This window comes from Lysobacter sp. K5869, assembly GCF_018847975.1.
In the GTDB taxonomy this organism is placed as follows: domain Bacteria; phylum Pseudomonadota; class Gammaproteobacteria; order Xanthomonadales; family Xanthomonadaceae; genus Lysobacter.
On the sequence record NZ_CP072597.1, the window covers coordinates 2,866,530 to 2,882,850 of the forward strand.

A 16,321-nucleotide genomic window follows, 5' to 3' on the forward strand; every position below is an offset into this window, starting at 1 on the left:
GTCGGGAGTGCGGGGTTCGCGGCTGGGGGAGGCGCCAACGCGGCGTTTTCGGGGTTGGCGGGTCGCGGCTTACGCCGCTCCTACAGGGGGCTGGAGACCGAGCCCCGGCCGGGCTGAACTGCGGTTTTGGCGCTCGCGGGCCAGACCCGGGATAATGGCCCGTTCTCCTCCTCGATCCGATCCGGCCGCTGGGCCGGGATGGCGGCCGGTTGGCCGAGCTTCGGACGGGGCGGCGCTTCGCGCTCACACCTCCGGTTTCCTTTGAAAAAATCCGACTTCCATTACGACCTCCCGCCCGAGCTGATCGCCCAGGCGCCGCTGGCCGAACGTTCGGCCAGCCGGCTGTTGTTGGTGCCGCCGGCGCCGGCCGCGCTCGAGGACCGCACCTTCCGCGATCTGCCGCAGTTGCTGCAGCCGGGCGATTTGTTGGTGTTCAACGACACCCGGGTGATCCCGGCGCGGCTGTTCGGCAACAAGAGCACCGGCGGGCGGGTCGAGATCCTGATCGAGCGCCTGCTCGGTTCCAACGAAGCGCGCGCGCAGCTCGGCGTGAGCAAGTCGCCGAAGGAGGGCGCGCGCATCGCCCTGGACGCCGGCGGCGAGGCCGAGGTGCTCGGCCGCGACGGCGAGTTCTACCGCCTGCGCTTCCACGTGCCCGAATCGCTGGAGCAGTGGCTGCTGCACGCCGGCCGCCTGCCGCTGCCGCCGTACATCCAGCGCGAGCCGGGCCAGGACGATGCCGAGCGCTACCAGACCGTGTTCGCGCGCGAAGTCGGCGCGGTGGCCGCGCCGACCGCCGGCCTGCATTTCGACGAGACCTTGCTGCAAGCGCTGCGCGAGCGCGGCGTGCAGTTCGGCCAGGTGACCCTGCACGTCGGCGCCGGCACCTTCCAGCCGGTGCGCGCGGACGACTTGTCCCAGCACGTGATGCACAGCGAATGGCTCAACGTCGGCGCCGGGCTGGTCGAGCAGATCCGCCGCACCCGCGCCGCCGGCGGCCGTGTGGTCGCGGTCGGCACGACCGTGGTGCGCGCGCTGGAAAGCGCGACCCATCAGGGCGGCGGCGAATTGCAGCCGTTCGCCGGCGAGACCCGCTTGTTCATCCTGCCGGGCTACCGCATCCGCTCGGTCGATGCGATGGTCACCAACTTCCATCTGCCGGAAAGCACCTTGCTGATGATGGTGTCGGCCTTCGCCGGCAAGGGCCGGGTGTTCGAGGCCTATGCGCATGCGATCGCGCAGCGGTATCGGTTCTTTTCGTACGGCGATGCGATGTTGTTGTCGCCGAGCGACGCCGAGTAGCGCCGCGGCATCCCGAAACCGAGAACCCTCAAGCCGTCGTTCCGGCGAAAGCCGGAACCCATTTTGATTTTGCTTCGCGCCGTTCGAATCGAGAGCAACGGCAAAATGGATTCCGGCTTTCGCCGGAACAACGGTGAAAAAGGCGAGGGCGCGGAGACATCCGCGCCGCGCCCCGAACGAATTCCACTTACACGCGTGCCGCTGCAAGCGCCCGCCGCCAACCAGGAACCCGCGCATGAGCCGCATGTCCTTCCAACTCCTCGGCCAAGACGGCGCCGCGCGCCGCGGCCGTCTGACCTTCCCGCGCGGCACGGTCGAAACCCCCGCGTTCATGCCGGTCGGCACCTACGGCTCGGTCAAGGGCATCATGCCCGAGCACGTGCGCGACCTCGGCGCGCAGATCATCCTCGGCAACACCTTCCACCTGTATCTGCGTCCGGGCCTGGACGTGATCGGCGATCACGGCGGCCTGCACGGGTTCTCGCGCTGGAGTGGCCCGATCCTGACCGACTCCGGCGGTTTCCAGGTGTTCTCGCTCGCGCACCGGCGCAAGATCACCGAGCAGGGCGTGACCTTCGCCTCGCCGGTGGACGGCAGCAAGGTGTTCCTCGGCCCGGAGGAGAGCATGAACATCCAGCGCGTGCTGGATTCGGACATCGTGATGATCTTCGACGAATGCACGCCGTACCCGGCCACCGAGGAGGTCGCGCGCAAGTCGATGGAACTGAGCCTGCGCTGGGCCGAGCGTTCCAAGAAGGCCCACGAGGGCAACGACGCGGCGCTGTTCGGCATCGTCCAGGGCGGCGTCCACCACGAGTTGCGCACGCGTTCGGCCGAAGCGCTCAAGGCGCTGGAGTTCGACGGCTACGCCATCGGCGGCCTCGCGGTCGGCGAGCCGGAGGCCGAGCGCAACGAAATGCTCGAACACACCTGCCCGCAGTTGCCGCAGGACCGCCCGCGTTACCTGATGGGCGTGGGCCGGCCGGAGGATCTGGTCGAATCGGTCGCGCGCGGCGTCGACATGTTCGATTGCGTGATGCCGACCCGCAACGCGCGCAACGGCCATTACTTCACCGCGCAGGGCACGGTGCGGGTGCGCAACGCCAAGTACGAGCGCGATCTGCGCCCGATCGAGGAAGGCTGCGACTGCTACGCCTGCGCCAACGGCTTCAGCCGCGCCTACCTGCGCCATCTGGACCGCTGCAACGAAATGCTCGGGCCGATGCTGGGCACCCTGCACAACCTGCGCTACTACCAGCGGCTGATGGCGCAGATGCGCGCGGCGATCGAGCAGGGAACCTTTGCCGCCTTCCGCGAGTCCTTCTACGCCGCGCGCAGCTGATACGCCGTTCGCCCGCGCGGCGGGCGGACGCCCTGTCCGCCTCTCCCGGCCGCGGGAGAGGGCGGGGCGAAGGCCGTCGCCGCCACCGCCCGCCGCCCCCGGTCCAAGGGGGAGCGGGCGAGACCGGCCCCGGCCCGCCCGCGAAAACGTGCGCCCCGGCTCAGATCCGGCCTGGAATCCATCGATTCCGGGCCCCGATCCGGGCCGGCCGTAGCCCCGGCCCGGCCGTGGCATAATCCCCGGCTATTTTTAGTTCCAGGACTTCCAGATGAACCTGATCGACCTCCTGATCGCTCCCGCCTATGCCCAGGGCGCGGCTCCGCAAAGCGGCGGCGGCCTGACCACGCTGGTCCTGCCGCTGATCCTGATCGCGGTGATGTACTTCCTGATCTTCCGCCCGCAGATGAAGCGCGCCAAGGAACACCGCGGCATGCTGGAAAAGCTGTCCAAGGGCGACGAAGTGCTGACCAACGGCGGCATCGCCGGCACCGTCACCAACATCGGCGAGAACTTCATCACCGTCGAAATCGCGCCGAACGTGAGCGTCCGCATCCAGCGCGGCGCCATTTCCAACGTGCTGCCCAAGGGCACCTTGAAGTCGGCCTGAGCCGACGCCACGCCACTTTGAGAAGCGGCGGCCGGGGAGGCCGCCGTAGGGGTTATCGATGCTGACCTTCGCGCGCTGGAAATACTTCGCCATTGTGGCGGTCCTGATCCTCAGCGTGATTTACGCGCTGCCCAACGCCTATCCGCAGGATCCTTCGGTCCAGGTGTCCGCCGCCAAGGCCGGCACCACCGCCATCGACGCGCCGCTGGCCAAGCGGATCGAGGGCATCCTGGCCGAGGCCAAGATTCCGTCCAAGTCGATCAAGGTCGAAGAGCAGGGCAACTTGCTGGTGCGCCTGGCCGACACCGAACAACAGACCCGCGCCGCCGACTTGCTGCGCCCGCGCCTGGGCAGCGACTACGTGGTCGCGCTGAGCCTGGCCCCGACCGCGCCGAAGTGGCTGGAATCGCTGGCCGCCAAGCCGATGCCGCGCGGCCTGGACTTGCAGGGCGGCGTCCACTTCGTCATGCAGGTCGACCAGAACGCCGCGCTCGACAAGCGCCTGGACGCCTACGTCGAAGACATCCGCTCGACCCTGCGCGACGCCGGCGTGCCCTACACCTCGGTGGTGCGCCGCGGCAACGAAGCCCTGGTCGCCACGCTCGGCGTCAACGCCGACAAGGCCAAGGCCCAGCAGCGCCTGCGCGCCTCGTTCCCGAACCTGGGCCTGAGCCTCGACGGCCAGACCGTGACCCTGGACGTGCCGCAGTCCGAGCTCAACCGCATCTCGCTGGAAGCCATCGAGCAGAACCTCAACACCCTGCGCAACCGCATCAACGCCTTCGGCGTGGCCGAGCCGGTGATCCAGCGCCAGGGCACCGACCGCATCGTGATCCAGCTGCCGGGCCTGCAGGACACCGCCGAGGCCAAGCGCCAGATCGGCGCGACCGCGACCCTGGAGTTCCGCGCCGTGGTCGGCGACGAAGCCGCCGCCGCCGCCGCCGTGCGCGACCGCAGCGTGCCGCCGGACGCGCGCGTCTACTACACCGAGAACAAGGTCCCGCTGCTGCTGTCCAAGCGCCTGCTGGTGTCGGGCGATCAGCTGGTCAACGCCCAGCCGATGACCGATCCGCAGACTGGCCGCCAGGGCGTGTCGATCAACCTCAACAGCGTCGGCGGCCAGCGCATGCTCGACCACACGCTGGAGAACGTCGGCAAGCGCCTGGGCATCGTCTACGTCGAGCAGATCCCGACCACCTCCATCGTCGACGGCAAGGAAGTGCAGTCGATCCGCACCGACGAGCGCGTGATCAACTCCGCGACCATCCAGGGCGTGTTCGGCAAGAGCTTCCAGACCACCGGCCTGAGCGCGGAAGAGTCCAAGTCGCTGGCCAACCAGCTCAAGTCCGGCGCCCTGGCCGCGCCGATGGTGTTCGTCGAAGAACGCGTGGTCGGCCCGAGCCTGGGCGCGGAGAACGTCAAGCGCGGCACCACCGCGGTGCTGTACTCGTTCGTGTTCGCGCTGACCTTCTTCCTGATCTACTACCGCATGTTCGGCCTGATCACCTGTCTGGCGCTGCTGCTGAACCTGCTGATGGTGATCGCGCTGATGTCGCTGATGGGCGCCACGATGAGCTTGCCGGGCTTCGCCGGCCTGGCCTTGTCGGTGGGCATGTCGGTGGACGCCAACGTGCTGATCAACGAACGCATACGCGAGGAATTGCGCGCCGGGGTGCCGCCGCAGGCGGCGATCGCCACCGGCTACGACAAGGCCTCCGGCACCATCTTCGACTCCAACATGACCGCGCTGCTCGCCGGCGTCGCGTTGTGGGCGTTCGGCACCGGCCCGCTGCAGGGCTTCGCGATGACCATGATCATCGGCATCCTGACCTCGGTGTTCACCGCGGTCACCGTGTCGCGCGGCATCGCCACCCTGCTGTACGGCGGCCGCCGCAAGCTCAAGTCCATCGCGATCTGACGGGAGAACCCAGACATGAAGATTTTCCCGCTGACCCTGCTGCCCAACGACGCCAACATCGACTTCATGCGCCTGCGATGGGTCTCCATCGCGGTCGCCGCCATCATCATGTTCGTGGCGATCGGCGCAATGGGCACCCGCGGCTTCAACTACGCCCTGGACTTCACCGGCGGCAACCTGATCGAAGCGCACCTGGACAAGCCGATGCCGCTGGACACGGTGCGCGAGAAGCTCGCCGCCGACGGCTACGACAGCGCCCAGGTGCAGACCTACGGTTCGGGCAACCAGTTGCTGATCCGCCTGCAGCCGCGCGAGGGCGAGAGCGGCGACGTCGCCACCAAGCACGCCGCCGACGCGGTGAGCAAGGCGGTGACCGACGCCGGCAACAAGGCCCAGATCGTGCGCAACGAGTTCGTCGGCCCGCAGGTCGGCAAGGAGCTCGCGCTCAAGGGCCTGTACGCGCTGCTGTTCGTGGTGGTGGGCTTCCTGATCTACATCGCCTTCCGCTTCGAATGGAAGTTCGCGGTGGCGGCGATCATCACCACCTTGCACGACGTGGTCGTGGTCGCCGGCTGGTTCGCCATCACCGGCCACGAGTTCGACCTGACCGTGCTGGCCGGCATCCTGTCGGTGATGGGCTACTCGATCAACGACACCATCGTGGTGTTCGACCGCGTCCGCGAGAACTTCCGCTCGATGCGCGCCGACCCCGAGGCGGTGCTGAACAAGTCGATCAACCAGACCCTGTCGCGTACCGTCATCACCTCGTTCGTGGCCTTCCTGACCGTGGTGGCGCTGTACATCTACGGCGGCGGTTCGCTGCGCGGCATGGCCGAATCGCAGATGCTCGGCATCATCATCGGTACCTTGTCCTCGATCTTCGTCGCCTGCCCGCTGCTGACCCTGGGCCTGCTGAAGGTCACCAAGCAGGACCTGATGCCGAAGGCGAAGGACGAAGCGGCGCTGGCGCGTCGCCCGTAAGTCCTCTTTGTTGCCGCACTCCGGGAAAGGCCGCGCATCCGCGCGGCCTTTTTCGTTTTCGTCCGCGCGCCGAATGCCGTCGGCGCGGCCGGGAGCGGCCGCCCGCGGCGCCATGCCGCGCCGCGCCGCCGCATTCGGCACAGTCAGGCTCGCACTGCCGATTGACCCCGCCGCCGCCACGCGAAAGACTTCGTGGGTCGCGACCACACGAAGGATCATCGGTATGCGCTCGAACACCCAAGCCGCGCTGTGGCTCGCGCTGGTGCTGTCCGTCGGCGTCGGCGCCGCGTTCGCGCAGACGCGCGACGAGGCGTTCCTCAAGCGCGACATCGCCTATTTCCAGGAGCGCTCGGCGGTCAGCGTGCATGCGCGCCTGCTCGGCGCCGAGCCCCTCGGCGACCACGGCGCCGGCGAAGGCCTGGGGGGCTATCCGCTGTTCCGGGTCCGCGCCCGCGCGCTGGAAACCTTCAAGGGCGCGCCGCTGGGCGAGTTCGCGTTCGATGTCGCGCTGGAATCCCCGGGCCGCCCGCCCGAGGGCGGCGACTACATCCTCAACCTGAGCCGCACGCCCGAAGGCCGGCTGTATCCGACCGACGAGAGCGTCGGCTGGATCCGCGCCACGCCCGGCTTGCTCGCCCACGCCCGCCGCCTCCCGCGCCGCTGAGCGCCGACCCAGGAGATCGCCTTGAACGTTCCCGCTCCCGCCGCGCCGCCCAACGCCGAACAGATCGACTACTGGAACGGCCCGGTCGGCCAGCGCTGGCTGACCTACAACGATTGGCTCGACGAACGCACCGCCGCCTACGGCCGCGCCGCGTTCGAGGCCGCCGCGCCGCAGCCCGGCGAGGCGGTGCTCGACATCGGCTGCGGCGCCGGCGCGACCTCGTTCGAACTCGCTCGCGCGGTCGGCGCGAGCGGCGCGGTGACCGGCGTGGACATCTCCGCGCCGCTGCTCGGTCGCGCGCGCGAACGCGCCGCCGCGCAAGGGCTGGCGGTGGAGTTCCGCGAAGCCGACGCCAGCCGGCCGGGCTTCGCGCCGCAGAGTTTCGACTTGCTGTTCTCGCGCTTCGGCGTGATGTTCTTCGACGATCCGACCGCCGCCTTCGCCGAACTGCGCAAGACGCTGAAGCCCGGCGGCCGTCTCGCCTTCGCCTGCTGGCAGGGGCCCGAGCTCAACGATTGGTACGAACGGCCGCTGGCCGCGATCGCGCACATCCTCGAACGCACGCCGGTGGATACGCGCCAGCCCGGGCCGTTCGCGTTCAGCGATCCCGACCACATCCGCGAAGTGCTGACCGACGCCGGTTTCGCCGGCGTCGAACTCAAGCCGTTCGCCACGCCGTTCTACCTCGGCCGCGGCGCCACCCGCGAGGCGATGGCCGACGACGCGATGGAGCAAGTGTTCCGGGTCGGGCCGATCGCGCGCTTGCTGGAACCGCAGAGCGAGGAGATCAATGCGCGGGCGCGCGCGGCGATCCGCGCATCTTTGCTGGAACTGGCCGGCGATGACCGCCTCGAGGTCGGCGGTGCGGTGTGGGTGGTGACCGCGCGGGCGGGTTGAGCGGGCAGGCCGCATCGCGATGGCGATGCGGCCGCGTGCCGGGTGTTCGCGTCGGCTATCCGTGTCCGATGTTCGTGCCGGATTTCAGGGGCAGGCCGTCGGCCGCCCGTTGCCGGTCGGGTCGGCGCCGCAGGACGCCAGCGGCCGGCCGCCTTCGTTGAGCCCGACCAAGTCCAGGTAGTTGGTCGAGTGCTCCGGATCCACGGCTTTTTGCTGAAACTCGCTGTAGACCGTGGCCATGAACCGCCTCAGCGCCTCGGCATCGTAGCCGCGGGTGGCGATCAGGCCCTGGCACACCTGCGCATAGTTGCGTCCGCGCTGGCCCGGGTAGTCGGTCTTCCACTTGGCGATGATGTTGCGCACGATGGTGTCATACAGCGTTTCATCGCTCCGCTCGACGTAGATGTTGTACTGCGCGCCGACCAGCGAGGCCTTGCCGTTGCCGGTCAGCGCGCAGCCGACCACGCCGCCGTCGAGGCGGGAAATGCCGTTGCAATACGCGGTATTGACCTTCTTGAGCAAGCTGTTGGGGCCGGCGCCGGAGCTGCACACCGCGAAGAACACGCTGTGTGGCGTGGCCGGGCGGGCCGCGCGCAGGGCGATGGCGAATGCGTCGTGAGTCATCTTCGAAATGCTGTTGGAGGCGCCGTGGGCGGCGACAAACAGCTGCGGGTAAGCCGGCAGCCCGCGTGCGTCGGCGCCTTCGATCGGCGCGACGCTGCCGTCGTCGCGCATCAGGAACGCGGCGGTCACGCCGTGATTGGCGCGCGACCATTGGTAATCGAACACGGCCGCCGGGTCGTCGCACATGTCCGACATGACGATCATCGCCTGAGCGTCGGCGGCGCGCGGCGCGAGCGTGCCGAGGGCGAGGCAGGCGCTGGCCAGCAGGGACAGCAGGGGAAACGGACGCGAGTGCGATGCGACGGTCATGGCGAAGGCCTCGGCAGAAGGGGATGGGCGCGGAGCCGGGCGGCGCCCGCACACACCCCGTTCAACGTCGCCGCATCACGGCGGTGAAGCGGCTTTCATCCGCAGGCTCGGGCGCTGGCGGTTGCGCTGCCGATAAATTCGGGGCGATTCGCGCGCTCCGGCGAGTTCATGCCGACAAGCGCGCGCAAACGAAAAACGCCGCGACAAGCGCGGCATTTTCGGCATGCTCGGCAATCGCGCCGGCCGGCGCGCCGGTTCAATCGAACGCGGCGGCGTAACCGGTGTTGACGATGCGCTGCTGCAGCGCCTCGGCCAGACGCAGGTTGCCGGCGACGATCTGGCGCGGCTGCAGGCCGCGGTTGTCCATCGGCCCGGTCGGGCGGCCCTTGAAGTCGGTGACCTTGCCGCCGGCCTCGCGCACCATCAGCACGCCGGCCGCGACGTCCCACGGTTTCAGGCCGGCTTCGAAGTAGGCGTCGGCGCGGCCGCAGGCGACATAGGCCAAATCCAGCGCGGCCGAACCGGTGCGGCGCACGTCCTCGGCGTCGACCAGCAGATTGTCCAGGCACTTGAGGTGGGCGCTGGCGCGCGCGCGTTCGCGCGGCGGGAAGCCGGTGATCAGCATGGCGCCGCCCATCTCCTTGCGGTCGGCGATGCGCACGCGCTTTTCGTTGAGCTGCATGCCGCTGCCGCGGCTGGCGGTGAACAGGTCGTTGCGCAGCGGATCGAAGATCACGCCGTGGGTCGGTTCGCCGTTTTCGCACAGCGCGATCGACACGCAGAAATGCGGGATGCCGTGCAGGTAGTTGCTGGTGCCGTCGAGCGGGTCGATGACCCAGGTGTTGCGCGACTGGCCGAGCGGGCCGTGTTCTTCGCCGAGGATGGCGTAGTCGGGCGTGGCGCGGCGGAATTCTTTGATGATTTCGGCTTCGGCCAGGCGATCGACTTCGCTGGCGTAGTCCATGCGGTCCTTCTCCACCACGTTGAGCGCGTCCAGGCGGTGCATGTGGCGCAACAGGATGTTGCCGGCGGCGCGGGCGGCCTTGACCATGAGGGTGACGGCGGGTTTCTGCATGGCTTTACGGCCTCGAACGGATGAGGTGGGGACGGCTGACGGGGGGAAAGAACGGACCGGCGCCTGTGGCCGGGGCGGGGAGTTTACCATTTGCGCATGAACCACGATCCCCGCGAATCCGACGAAGGCGCCCAGGCGCCTCAAAACGCCAACTCACTTGAGGCAGCGTCCACCCCCCTTGCCGAGCCGGCCGACCCGGCGGCGGCCCGCATCCGCATCGTCCTGGTCGGCACCCAGCACCCCGGCAACATCGGCTCGGCGGCGCGGGCGATGAAGACCATGGGCCTGTCGCGGCTGATCCTGGCCGCGCCGGAAAAGGCCCCGGACCGCGACAGTTACGCCCTGGCCGCCGGCGCCGACGACGTGCTGGCGGCCGCCGCGATCGTTCCCGATCTCGCCGCGGCGGTGGCCGATTGCCACTTCGTGTTGGGTTGCACCGCGCGCAGTCGGCGCATCGCCCTGGAGCAGTTCGACCCGCGTCGGGCCGCCGCGCTGTGCGACGCGCGCGCCCGCGCCGGCGGCGAGGTGGCGCTGGTGTTCGGGCGCGAGCGCACCGGCCTGGAGAACGAAGAACTGCAGCTGTGCCACGCGGCCGTGCACATCCCGGCCAATCCGGCGTACAGCTCGCTGAACCTGGCCGCCGCCGTGCAGGTGCTGAGCTACGAACTGCGCATGGCCGCGCTGGCCGCGGCCGGCGGCGAGGGCGAGGCGGGCGAACGGCGCGAGCCGCCGGCCAGCCACGCCCAGATGGAAGGTTTCTTCGGCCAACTCGGGCAAGCGCTGGACGCGATCGACTTCCACAAGGGCCGGGTGCCCGAGGCGGCGATGCACAAGCTGCGCCGCTTGTTCCTGCGCGCCGAGCTGGACGAGCGCGAGGTGCGCCTGTTGCGCGGCGTGCTGGCCGATGTGGAGCGCACCGCGATGCTGGCCGGATTCCGCCGCTGAGGTCCGCCGGCGCGGCGTCCGTGGGCTTGGCTGCGGCGGTATTGGCGGCCGGCGCGCTTGGGCGAACGGATCGTCGGCGCGTTCGTCTTCGGCGCCGCCGCGAAGCGGGCCGCGCACGGGTGCGACGCGCCGCGTCCGCCGCCGCTGCGCCGCCGGCCGGCCACCGGCGCCGCGACCGCGCCGGCCCGCGCGTCCCAGCGTTGCGTCCGCGCGCCAGCCCCGAGGTATCGGCGCGGACGCGGTTTCGATTACGCTGCCGCTGCGGTTGGCCGATCCGCTCGGCGAGGATGAAGCGATTGATCGCTGCTAGGGCTTGGCGTTGGGGGTGGTTGTTCGGGCTGGCCCTGATCGGGGTCTTGGGCCCGGCCGTGGCGGCGCCCGCGCCGCACGAACGCGCCAGCCATTCCCACAGCGAGGACCCCGACGCCCACGTGCTGGTGCTCGGGCGGATCAGCGACGATCCCAAGGCCCATTACGAACAGCTCAAGCCGCTGCTGGACTACGTGGTCCCGCGCATGGCGAACGTCGGCATCCGCGAGGGCCGCATCCTGATGGCCAAGGACGTGCAGCAGATGGGCAGCTACCTGCGCCGCGGCCGGGTCGATTGGGTCAGCGAGACCGCCGGCACCGCGATGCTGCTGCACCAGCGCGCCGGCGCGCGGCCGCTGCTGCTGACCGAGCGCGACGGCGTCAGCCACTACCACAGCGTGTTCTTCGCCCGCCGCGACAGCGGGCTGCGCTCGCTCGACGACCTCAGCGGCCACAACGTCGCCTTCCAGCGCCCGTCCTCGACCAGCGCCTACTTCGTGCCCGCCGCGACCTTGCTCGAACGCGGCCTGCGCCTGGAAATCCTGTTGTCGCCGACCGACCGCATCAACCGCGGCGCGGTCGGTTATCTGTTCGCGCGCTCGGAGCTCAACATCGCCACCTGGGTGCACAAGCGATTGGTCGACGCCGGCGTCACCAGCAATCTGGATTGGGACAACCCGCGCCGCGTGCCCGAGGCGTTCCGCCGCGACTTCGTCCAGATCGGCCGCAGCGCCGACTACCCGCGCGCGCTGGAGCTGGTGCGCGGCGACATGGACGCGAAGGTCGCCGCGCGCCTGCGCGAGGTGCTGCTGGACGCGGCCGAAGATCCCGACGCCGGCGAGGCGCTGCTGCGCTTCTTCAAGACCACCCGCTTCATGCCGGTGGACCCGGCCTCGCAACGCGCGCTCGACCACATCGGCGAAGGCGTGGCGCGGGTGCGCGCGGACGTCGAATGAAGAGGCCTCGATGAAGTCGCCGCGCGGGTTGCAGGCCAAGTTCCTGGCGATCATGGGCCTGGCCTTGGCCGTGGTGGCGGTGTTGATCCTGTTGCTGCTGCACCGGCAGGAGCGGATCCAGAGCGAAGTGGTCGGCGTCAGCCGCGACGCCATGCGCGACAGCTTCGTCGCCAGCCTGCGCCGCCACGGCGAGGGCGAGGTCGCGCAACTCGCCGGTTCGCTGACCAACCCGCTGTACTACTTCGACCTCGACGCGGTCGGCGAACTCAGCCGCGCGGCGATGACCAACCCGGGCGTGCGCTACGTCGTGGTCTACGACAACGACGGCAACGTCGTCCACGACGGCAGCGAGGAGATCCCGAGCTACGGCAAGCGCATGGACGATCCGCTCGCGGCCAAGATCGTCGCCGCGCCGGCGCTGCTGGGGCAGTGGGGCGAGAACACCTTCGACGTGTCCGCGCCGATCAAGATCGGCCAGCAGCGCTTGGGCGGCGTGCGCGTGGGTTACGACCTCAAGGCCATGCGCGCGTATCAGGACAGCGCGCTGCAGGAACTGCGCCGGCGCCTGGACGCGCTCGGCCGCTTGCAATTGCTGTGGGTGGGCTTGCTGAGCCTGGGCCTGCTGGCGCTGGGCGCGGCGATGCTGTGGCTGATCCAGCGCTGGCTGGTCAAGCCGATCCGCGATCTGGCCGAGGCCGCGCACGCGATCGAGGACGGCCGCTTCGGCCAGTTCGACGATTCCGACGCGGCCCGTCACAACGACGAAGTCGGCGACCTGATGCGTGCCTTCAGCCGCATGAGCCAGTCGCTGGCGCGCCACGACCGCGACATCCGCCGCATGGCCTACACCGATTCGCTGACCGGGCTGGCCAACCGGCTGGCGTTCCGCGAAGCCTTGGACGAGCGCCTGCAGCAGTTCGGCGGCGGCCGCGGGCAGTTGGCGCTGCTGTTCGCCGACATCGACGATTTCAAGCGGGTCAACGACACCCTCGGCCACGACGCCGGCGACGAGGTGCTGCTGCAGTGCGCGCAGCGCATCGCCCACACCGTCGAGCGGGTCGGCGGGCAGCGCGCGCTACTGGCGCGGTTCGGCGGCGACGAGTTCGTGATTCTGGTCGAAGGCGGGCATCACCGCCCGGGCGAGGCGCGCCATCTGGCGACCCATCTGGCCGAAGTGCTGGTGACCGAACTCGGCCAGCCGATCGCCGTGCACGAGCGGCAGGTGTTCCTCGGCACCTCCATCGGCGTCACCTTGTATCCCGAGGACGCCAACGGCGCGACGTCGCTGATGAAGAATGGCGACATCGCCATGTATCAGGCGAAAGTCGCCGGCAAGAATTGCTATCGCTTCTACAGCCGGGCGATGGATCAGGCGGTGGAGCGGCGCGTGCATCTGGAACACGCGTTGCGCGGCGCCTGGGATCGCGGCGAGTTGAGTCTGGTCTATCAGCCGGTGTTCCGTTTGGGCGACGGCGCGATGGTCGGCGCCGAGGCGCTGCTGCGCTGGAAGCACCCCGAGCAAGGGCTGATCGCGCCGTCGGTGTTCATCGACGTGGCCGAGCAGAGCGGGTTGATCGAAACCCTCGGCCCGCAAGTGCTGCGCGCCGCTTGCGAAGACGCGGTGGTGTGGCAGCGCGCGCGCGCCGGCGGCGAGCCGCTGTTCGTGTCGGTCAACGTCTCGCCGCGGCAGTTGCGCAACGGCGATCTGCCCAACGTGGTCGCCGCTTGCCTGCAGGAAACCCGGCTGCCGCCGTGGCTGCTGCATCTGGAACTGACCGAGACCGCGGTGATCGGCGACGAAGTCCACGCCAGCGCCTTGCTGTCGCGGCTGCGCGCGAGCGGGGTGAAAGTCTGGCTGGACGATTTCGGCACCGGCTTCTCCGGCCTGAGCCATCTGCGCCGGGTGCCGGTGGACGGCGTCAAGATCGACCGCAGCTTCGTCGCCGACGTGCTGCGCGACCCCGACGATCTGGCCCTGACTACGGCGATCATCGCCATGGCCCATTCGCTGGGCGTGACCGTGGTGGCCGAGGGCGTGGAGAAGGAAGGCCAGTACGCGGTGCTGCGCGAGCGCGGCTGTGATCTGGCGCAGGGCTATTGGCTCGGGCATCCGGTGCCGGCGGGGGAGTTTTTGGCGTTGTTGGCTTGAAGCCAGGAGATAGCGGATAGGAGTTAGGAGATAGCAAAAGCGGCTCTTCGCTATCTCCTAACTCCTATCCGCTATCTCCTAGCCTAGCTTCGCTTGCGCCATCGCCACCCACTCCGCCACCGCCTGCACCAAGCTGCCCGACAGAATCCCGAACACCACCACCGCCGCGGCGCCCGCGGCCCAGGCGATCAGCATCAGCTTGCCGTCGCGTTCCAGCAGGGCGAAGGCGAACAACAGCAGCAGCGCGCCGAACAGGAAGTTGGTGAAGGGGATCGGCAGCGACAGCAGGACGCCGACCAGGACCACGAGCAAACCGGTCAGCGCGCTGGCGGCGCGGTGATCGAGCAAGGCCGGCAGGCGCGGGCTGACGAAGCGTTCCAGCCGGGTCAGCCACGGCGCCAGCAGATTGCGGAACTTGCCCAGCGCGCTGCGGTGCGGGCCGCGCTTGGCGATGAAGCCCGGCAGCCACGGCCGGCGCAGGCCGATCAGCAGTTGCAGGCCGACCAGGATCACCAGCGGCCCGCTGATCGCGCCGCCGACGCCCGGAATCGGAATGAAGGCGGGCAGGGTGGAGACGAACAGCAACATGCCGAACGAGCGGTTGCCCAGGCCGTTGAATACGTCGCCGAAGCGCACCGCCTCGTTCGGGTCGCCGGCGACGATGGCGTCGAGCAGGGCGCGGGTGCCGGCCTCGTGCGCGTCGCGCGCGTGGGAACGGCGGTCGCCGTCCCCACGCGGCGCGTCGCCGCGATCAGCCGCTGGTGGCGTCATCTTCGCCGGACTCCGCGGGCTTGGCCTGTTGCGGTTGCAGCAGCAGCTTGTCGATGCGCGGGCCGTCCAGATCGATCACCTCGATCCGCCAGCCCGGCCAGGAGAAATGCTCGCCCACGTGCGGGATGCGGCCGAAGTGGGCGATGACCATGCCCGCGGCGGTGTGGAAGTCGTGTTCGTCTTCGTTCGGCAAGCGGCCGCCGCCGACGGTTTCGCGCAGTTCTTCCAGCGGCAGCGCGCCGTCGACCAGATAGCTGCCGTCCTCGCGCTGCACCACCGGGCCGGGCTGGTCGTCGGATTCGGCGTTCTGCACGCGGCCGATCACCGCGCCCATCAGGTCGTTGACCGTGATCAGGCCGGTGACGTCGCCGTATTCGTCCACCACCAGCGCCAGCGACTGCTGTTCCTCGCGGAAGATCTCCAGCAGCTTCAGCGCGTGGGTGGATTCGGACACGAACAGCGCGTCCTTGAGCTGGCCGAACAGATCCGGCACGCGGCCCTGGACCAGATCGGCCAGCAGCGCCTTGGCCTCGAGCACGCCGAGCACGTCCTGATCGCTGCCGCGGTAGACCGGGAAGCGCGAGAACGGCGATTCGCGCATCGTCGCCAGGTTCTCGTCCAGCGAGGCGGACGCGTCGAGCCAGGCGATGCGGGTGCGCGGCGTCATCAGGCTGTCGGCGGTGCGGTCGCCCAGGCTCAGCACCCGGTTGACCATCTTGCGCTCGTCGGCGTCGATCACGCCCTGCTCGTGGCTTTCGCTGACCAGCAGGCGGATTTCCTCTTCGCTGATCTCGCTGCGCGCGTCGTCCTTGATGCCGAGCAGGCGCAGCACGAAGCGGTTGATCGTGCCCAGCACCCACACCGCCGGCTTGGCCGCGCGGGCCAGGCCGTTGAGCACGATCGCCACGTTGCTGGCGATGCGTTCGGGATTGGTCAGGGCCAGGCGCTTGGGCACCAGTTCGCCGAAGATCACCTGGGCCGAGGCGATCAGCACCACCGCGGTGCCGATGCCCAGGGTGTGGGCGTAGCGGGTGGCGTCGCCGGGCAGCAGGAAGTCGAACCAGCCGGCGATGATCAGGCCGATCGACTCGCCGCCGAACAGGCCGGTGAGGATGCCGATCAGGGTGATGCCGATCTGCACGGTCGACAGCAGGTTGTCGGGCTGCTCGGCCAGCGCCAGCGCGGTGCGCGCGCCCTTGCTGGTCTCGGCCATTTGCTTGAGGCGCAGCTTGCGCGAGGTCATCAGCGCCATCTCCGACATCGCGAAGAAGGCGTTGACGACGATCAGAGCCACGACGATCAGAAGTTCCAGCATCGGCAGTGCCTCCTGTGGCCGGCGGACCGCGGCGCGGTCGATTCACGGAAAGGGGCGGTGCGGTGCGGGATGGCCGGCAGTGCGCGGCCGGGCGGCGGTTTTGGGTCGTCGTCCATGGTGTGGTGCGGGGAAAGGAAGGGTCGCCGCGGCCGGCGCC

14 protein-coding genes are annotated in these 16,321 nt (G+C 69.4%); 10 read left to right on the forward strand and 4 right to left on the reverse strand.

The features are described from left to right. Positions 1-261: 261 nt before the first annotated feature. From queA to J5226_RS12365, 7 genes are all read left to right on the forward strand, one after another. Positions 262-1,302, forward strand: coding sequence for a tRNA preQ1(34) S-adenosylmethionine ribosyltransferase-isomerase QueA (gene queA, locus J5226_RS12335; RefSeq protein ID WP_215840156.1), 1,041 nt, complete (start codon positions 262-264; stop codon positions 1,300-1,302). Between the two features lie 235 nt (positions 1,303-1,537). Then, entirely contained in the window at positions 1,538-2,644 is a 1,107-nt protein-coding gene (tgt, locus tag J5226_RS12340; RefSeq protein ID WP_215840157.1) for a tRNA guanosine(34) transglycosylase Tgt, read from the forward strand. Positions 2,645-2,912: 268 nt separating this feature from the next. Then, positions 2,913-3,251, forward strand: coding sequence for a preprotein translocase subunit YajC (gene yajC / locus J5226_RS12345; RefSeq protein ID WP_215840158.1), 339 nt, complete (start codon positions 2,913-2,915; stop codon positions 3,249-3,251). Positions 3,252-3,309: 58 nt separating this feature from the next. Continuing rightward, complete coding sequence (gene secD, locus J5226_RS12350; protein ID WP_215840159.1) at positions 3,310-5,169, forward strand: protein translocase subunit SecD; 1,860 nt, start codon at positions 3,310-3,312, stop codon at positions 5,167-5,169. A 15-nt stretch (positions 5,170-5,184) separates the two neighbouring features. Further along, positions 5,185-6,150 carry a protein translocase subunit SecF gene (secF, locus tag J5226_RS12355; protein WP_215840160.1) on the forward strand — a complete coding sequence of 322 codons (966 nt, stop codon included), beginning with the start codon at positions 5,185-5,187 and terminating at the stop codon, positions 6,148-6,150. 223 nt (positions 6,151-6,373) lie between these two features. Next, positions 6,374-6,814, forward strand: a complete 441-nt coding sequence (locus J5226_RS12360; RefSeq protein WP_215840161.1) for a hypothetical protein — start codon at positions 6,374-6,376, stop codon at positions 6,812-6,814. Positions 6,815-6,835: 21 nt separating this feature from the next. Then, a complete protein-coding gene (locus J5226_RS12365) occupies positions 6,836-7,711 on the forward strand; it encodes a class I SAM-dependent methyltransferase (RefSeq protein ID WP_215840162.1) in 876 nt (291 codons plus the stop codon). Between the two features lie 84 nt (positions 7,712-7,795). Here J5226_RS12365 and J5226_RS12370 read toward each other — a convergent pair whose 3' ends face one another. Both J5226_RS12370 and J5226_RS12375 read right to left on the reverse strand, forming a co-directional pair. Then, the gene (locus J5226_RS12370) at positions 7,796-8,644 is read right to left on the reverse strand and encodes a hypothetical protein (RefSeq protein WP_215840163.1); all 849 of its coding nucleotides are present in this window, start codon (positions 8,642-8,644) and stop codon (positions 7,796-7,798) included. 256 nt (positions 8,645-8,900) lie between these two features. Next, positions 8,901-9,719, reverse strand: coding sequence for an inositol monophosphatase family protein (locus tag J5226_RS12375; RefSeq protein ID WP_215840164.1), 819 nt, complete (start codon positions 9,717-9,719; stop codon positions 8,901-8,903). Positions 9,720-9,815: 96 nt separating this feature from the next. On the opposite strand from J5226_RS12375, the gene J5226_RS12380 reads away from it, so the two are divergent. The 3 genes from J5226_RS12380 to J5226_RS12390 all read left to right on the forward strand — a co-directional run bounded on the left by J5226_RS12380 (position 9,816) and on the right by J5226_RS12390 (position 14,078). Then, positions 9,816-10,664: an RNA methyltransferase gene (locus J5226_RS12380; protein WP_215840165.1), complete on the forward strand. Its 849-nt coding sequence runs from the start codon at positions 9,816-9,818 to the stop codon at positions 10,662-10,664. 287 nt (positions 10,665-10,951) lie between these two features. Further along, complete coding sequence (locus tag J5226_RS12385; protein WP_215840166.1) at positions 10,952-11,929, forward strand: phosphate/phosphite/phosphonate ABC transporter substrate-binding protein; 978 nt, start codon at positions 10,952-10,954, stop codon at positions 11,927-11,929. Positions 11,930-11,939: 10 nt separating this feature from the next. Beyond that, positions 11,940-14,078 carry an EAL domain-containing protein gene (locus tag J5226_RS12390; RefSeq protein ID WP_215840167.1) on the forward strand — a complete coding sequence of 713 codons (2,139 nt, stop codon included), beginning with the start codon at positions 11,940-11,942 and terminating at the stop codon, positions 14,076-14,078. Positions 14,079-14,156: 78 nt separating this feature from the next. Here the strand turns inward: J5226_RS12390 and J5226_RS12395 are convergent, their stop codons facing one another. Both J5226_RS12395 and J5226_RS12400 read right to left on the reverse strand, forming a co-directional pair. Further along, complete coding sequence (locus J5226_RS12395; protein WP_215840168.1) at positions 14,157-14,849, reverse strand: exopolysaccharide biosynthesis protein; 693 nt, start codon at positions 14,847-14,849, stop codon at positions 14,157-14,159. Further along, positions 14,830-16,164, reverse strand: a complete 1,335-nt coding sequence (locus tag J5226_RS12400; RefSeq protein ID WP_215840169.1) for a hemolysin family protein — start codon at positions 16,162-16,164, stop codon at positions 14,830-14,832. Before J5226_RS12400 ends, J5226_RS12395 begins: the two co-directional genes overlap by 20 nt. Positions 16,165-16,321 lie beyond the last annotated feature (157 nt).

Coding starts and splice junctions, on each gene's coding strand:
- tgt (WP_215840157.1), top strand. CDS start 1,538: ATGAGCCGCATGTCCTTCCAACTCCTCGGCCAAGACGGCGCCGCGCGC.
- yajC (WP_215840158.1), top strand. CDS start 2,913: ATGAACCTGATCGACCTCCTGATCGCTCCCGCCTATGCCCAGGGCGCG.
- secD (WP_215840159.1), top strand. CDS start 3,310: ATGCTGACCTTCGCGCGCTGGAAATACTTCGCCATTGTGGCGGTCCTG.
- secF (WP_215840160.1), top strand. CDS start 5,185: ATGAAGATTTTCCCGCTGACCCTGCTGCCCAACGACGCCAACATCGAC.
- J5226_RS12360 (WP_215840161.1), top strand. CDS start 6,374: ATGCGCTCGAACACCCAAGCCGCGCTGTGGCTCGCGCTGGTGCTGTCC.
- J5226_RS12370 (WP_215840163.1), bottom strand. CDS start 8,644: ATGACCGTCGCATCGCACTCGCGTCCGTTTCCCCTGCTGTCCCTGCTG.
- J5226_RS12375 (WP_215840164.1), bottom strand. CDS start 9,719: ATGCAGAAACCCGCCGTCACCCTCATGGTCAAGGCCGCCCGCGCCGCC.
- J5226_RS12380 (WP_215840165.1), top strand. CDS start 9,816: ATGAACCACGATCCCCGCGAATCCGACGAAGGCGCCCAGGCGCCTCAA.
- J5226_RS12385 (WP_215840166.1), top strand. CDS start 10,952: ATGAAGCGATTGATCGCTGCTAGGGCTTGGCGTTGGGGGTGGTTGTTC.
- J5226_RS12390 (WP_215840167.1), top strand. CDS start 11,940: ATGAAGTCGCCGCGCGGGTTGCAGGCCAAGTTCCTGGCGATCATGGGC.
- J5226_RS12395 (WP_215840168.1), bottom strand. CDS start 14,849: ATGACGCCACCAGCGGCTGATCGCGGCGACGCGCCGCGTGGGGACGGC.
- J5226_RS12400 (WP_215840169.1), bottom strand. CDS start 16,164: ATGCTGGAACTTCTGATCGTCGTGGCTCTGATCGTCGTCAACGCCTTC.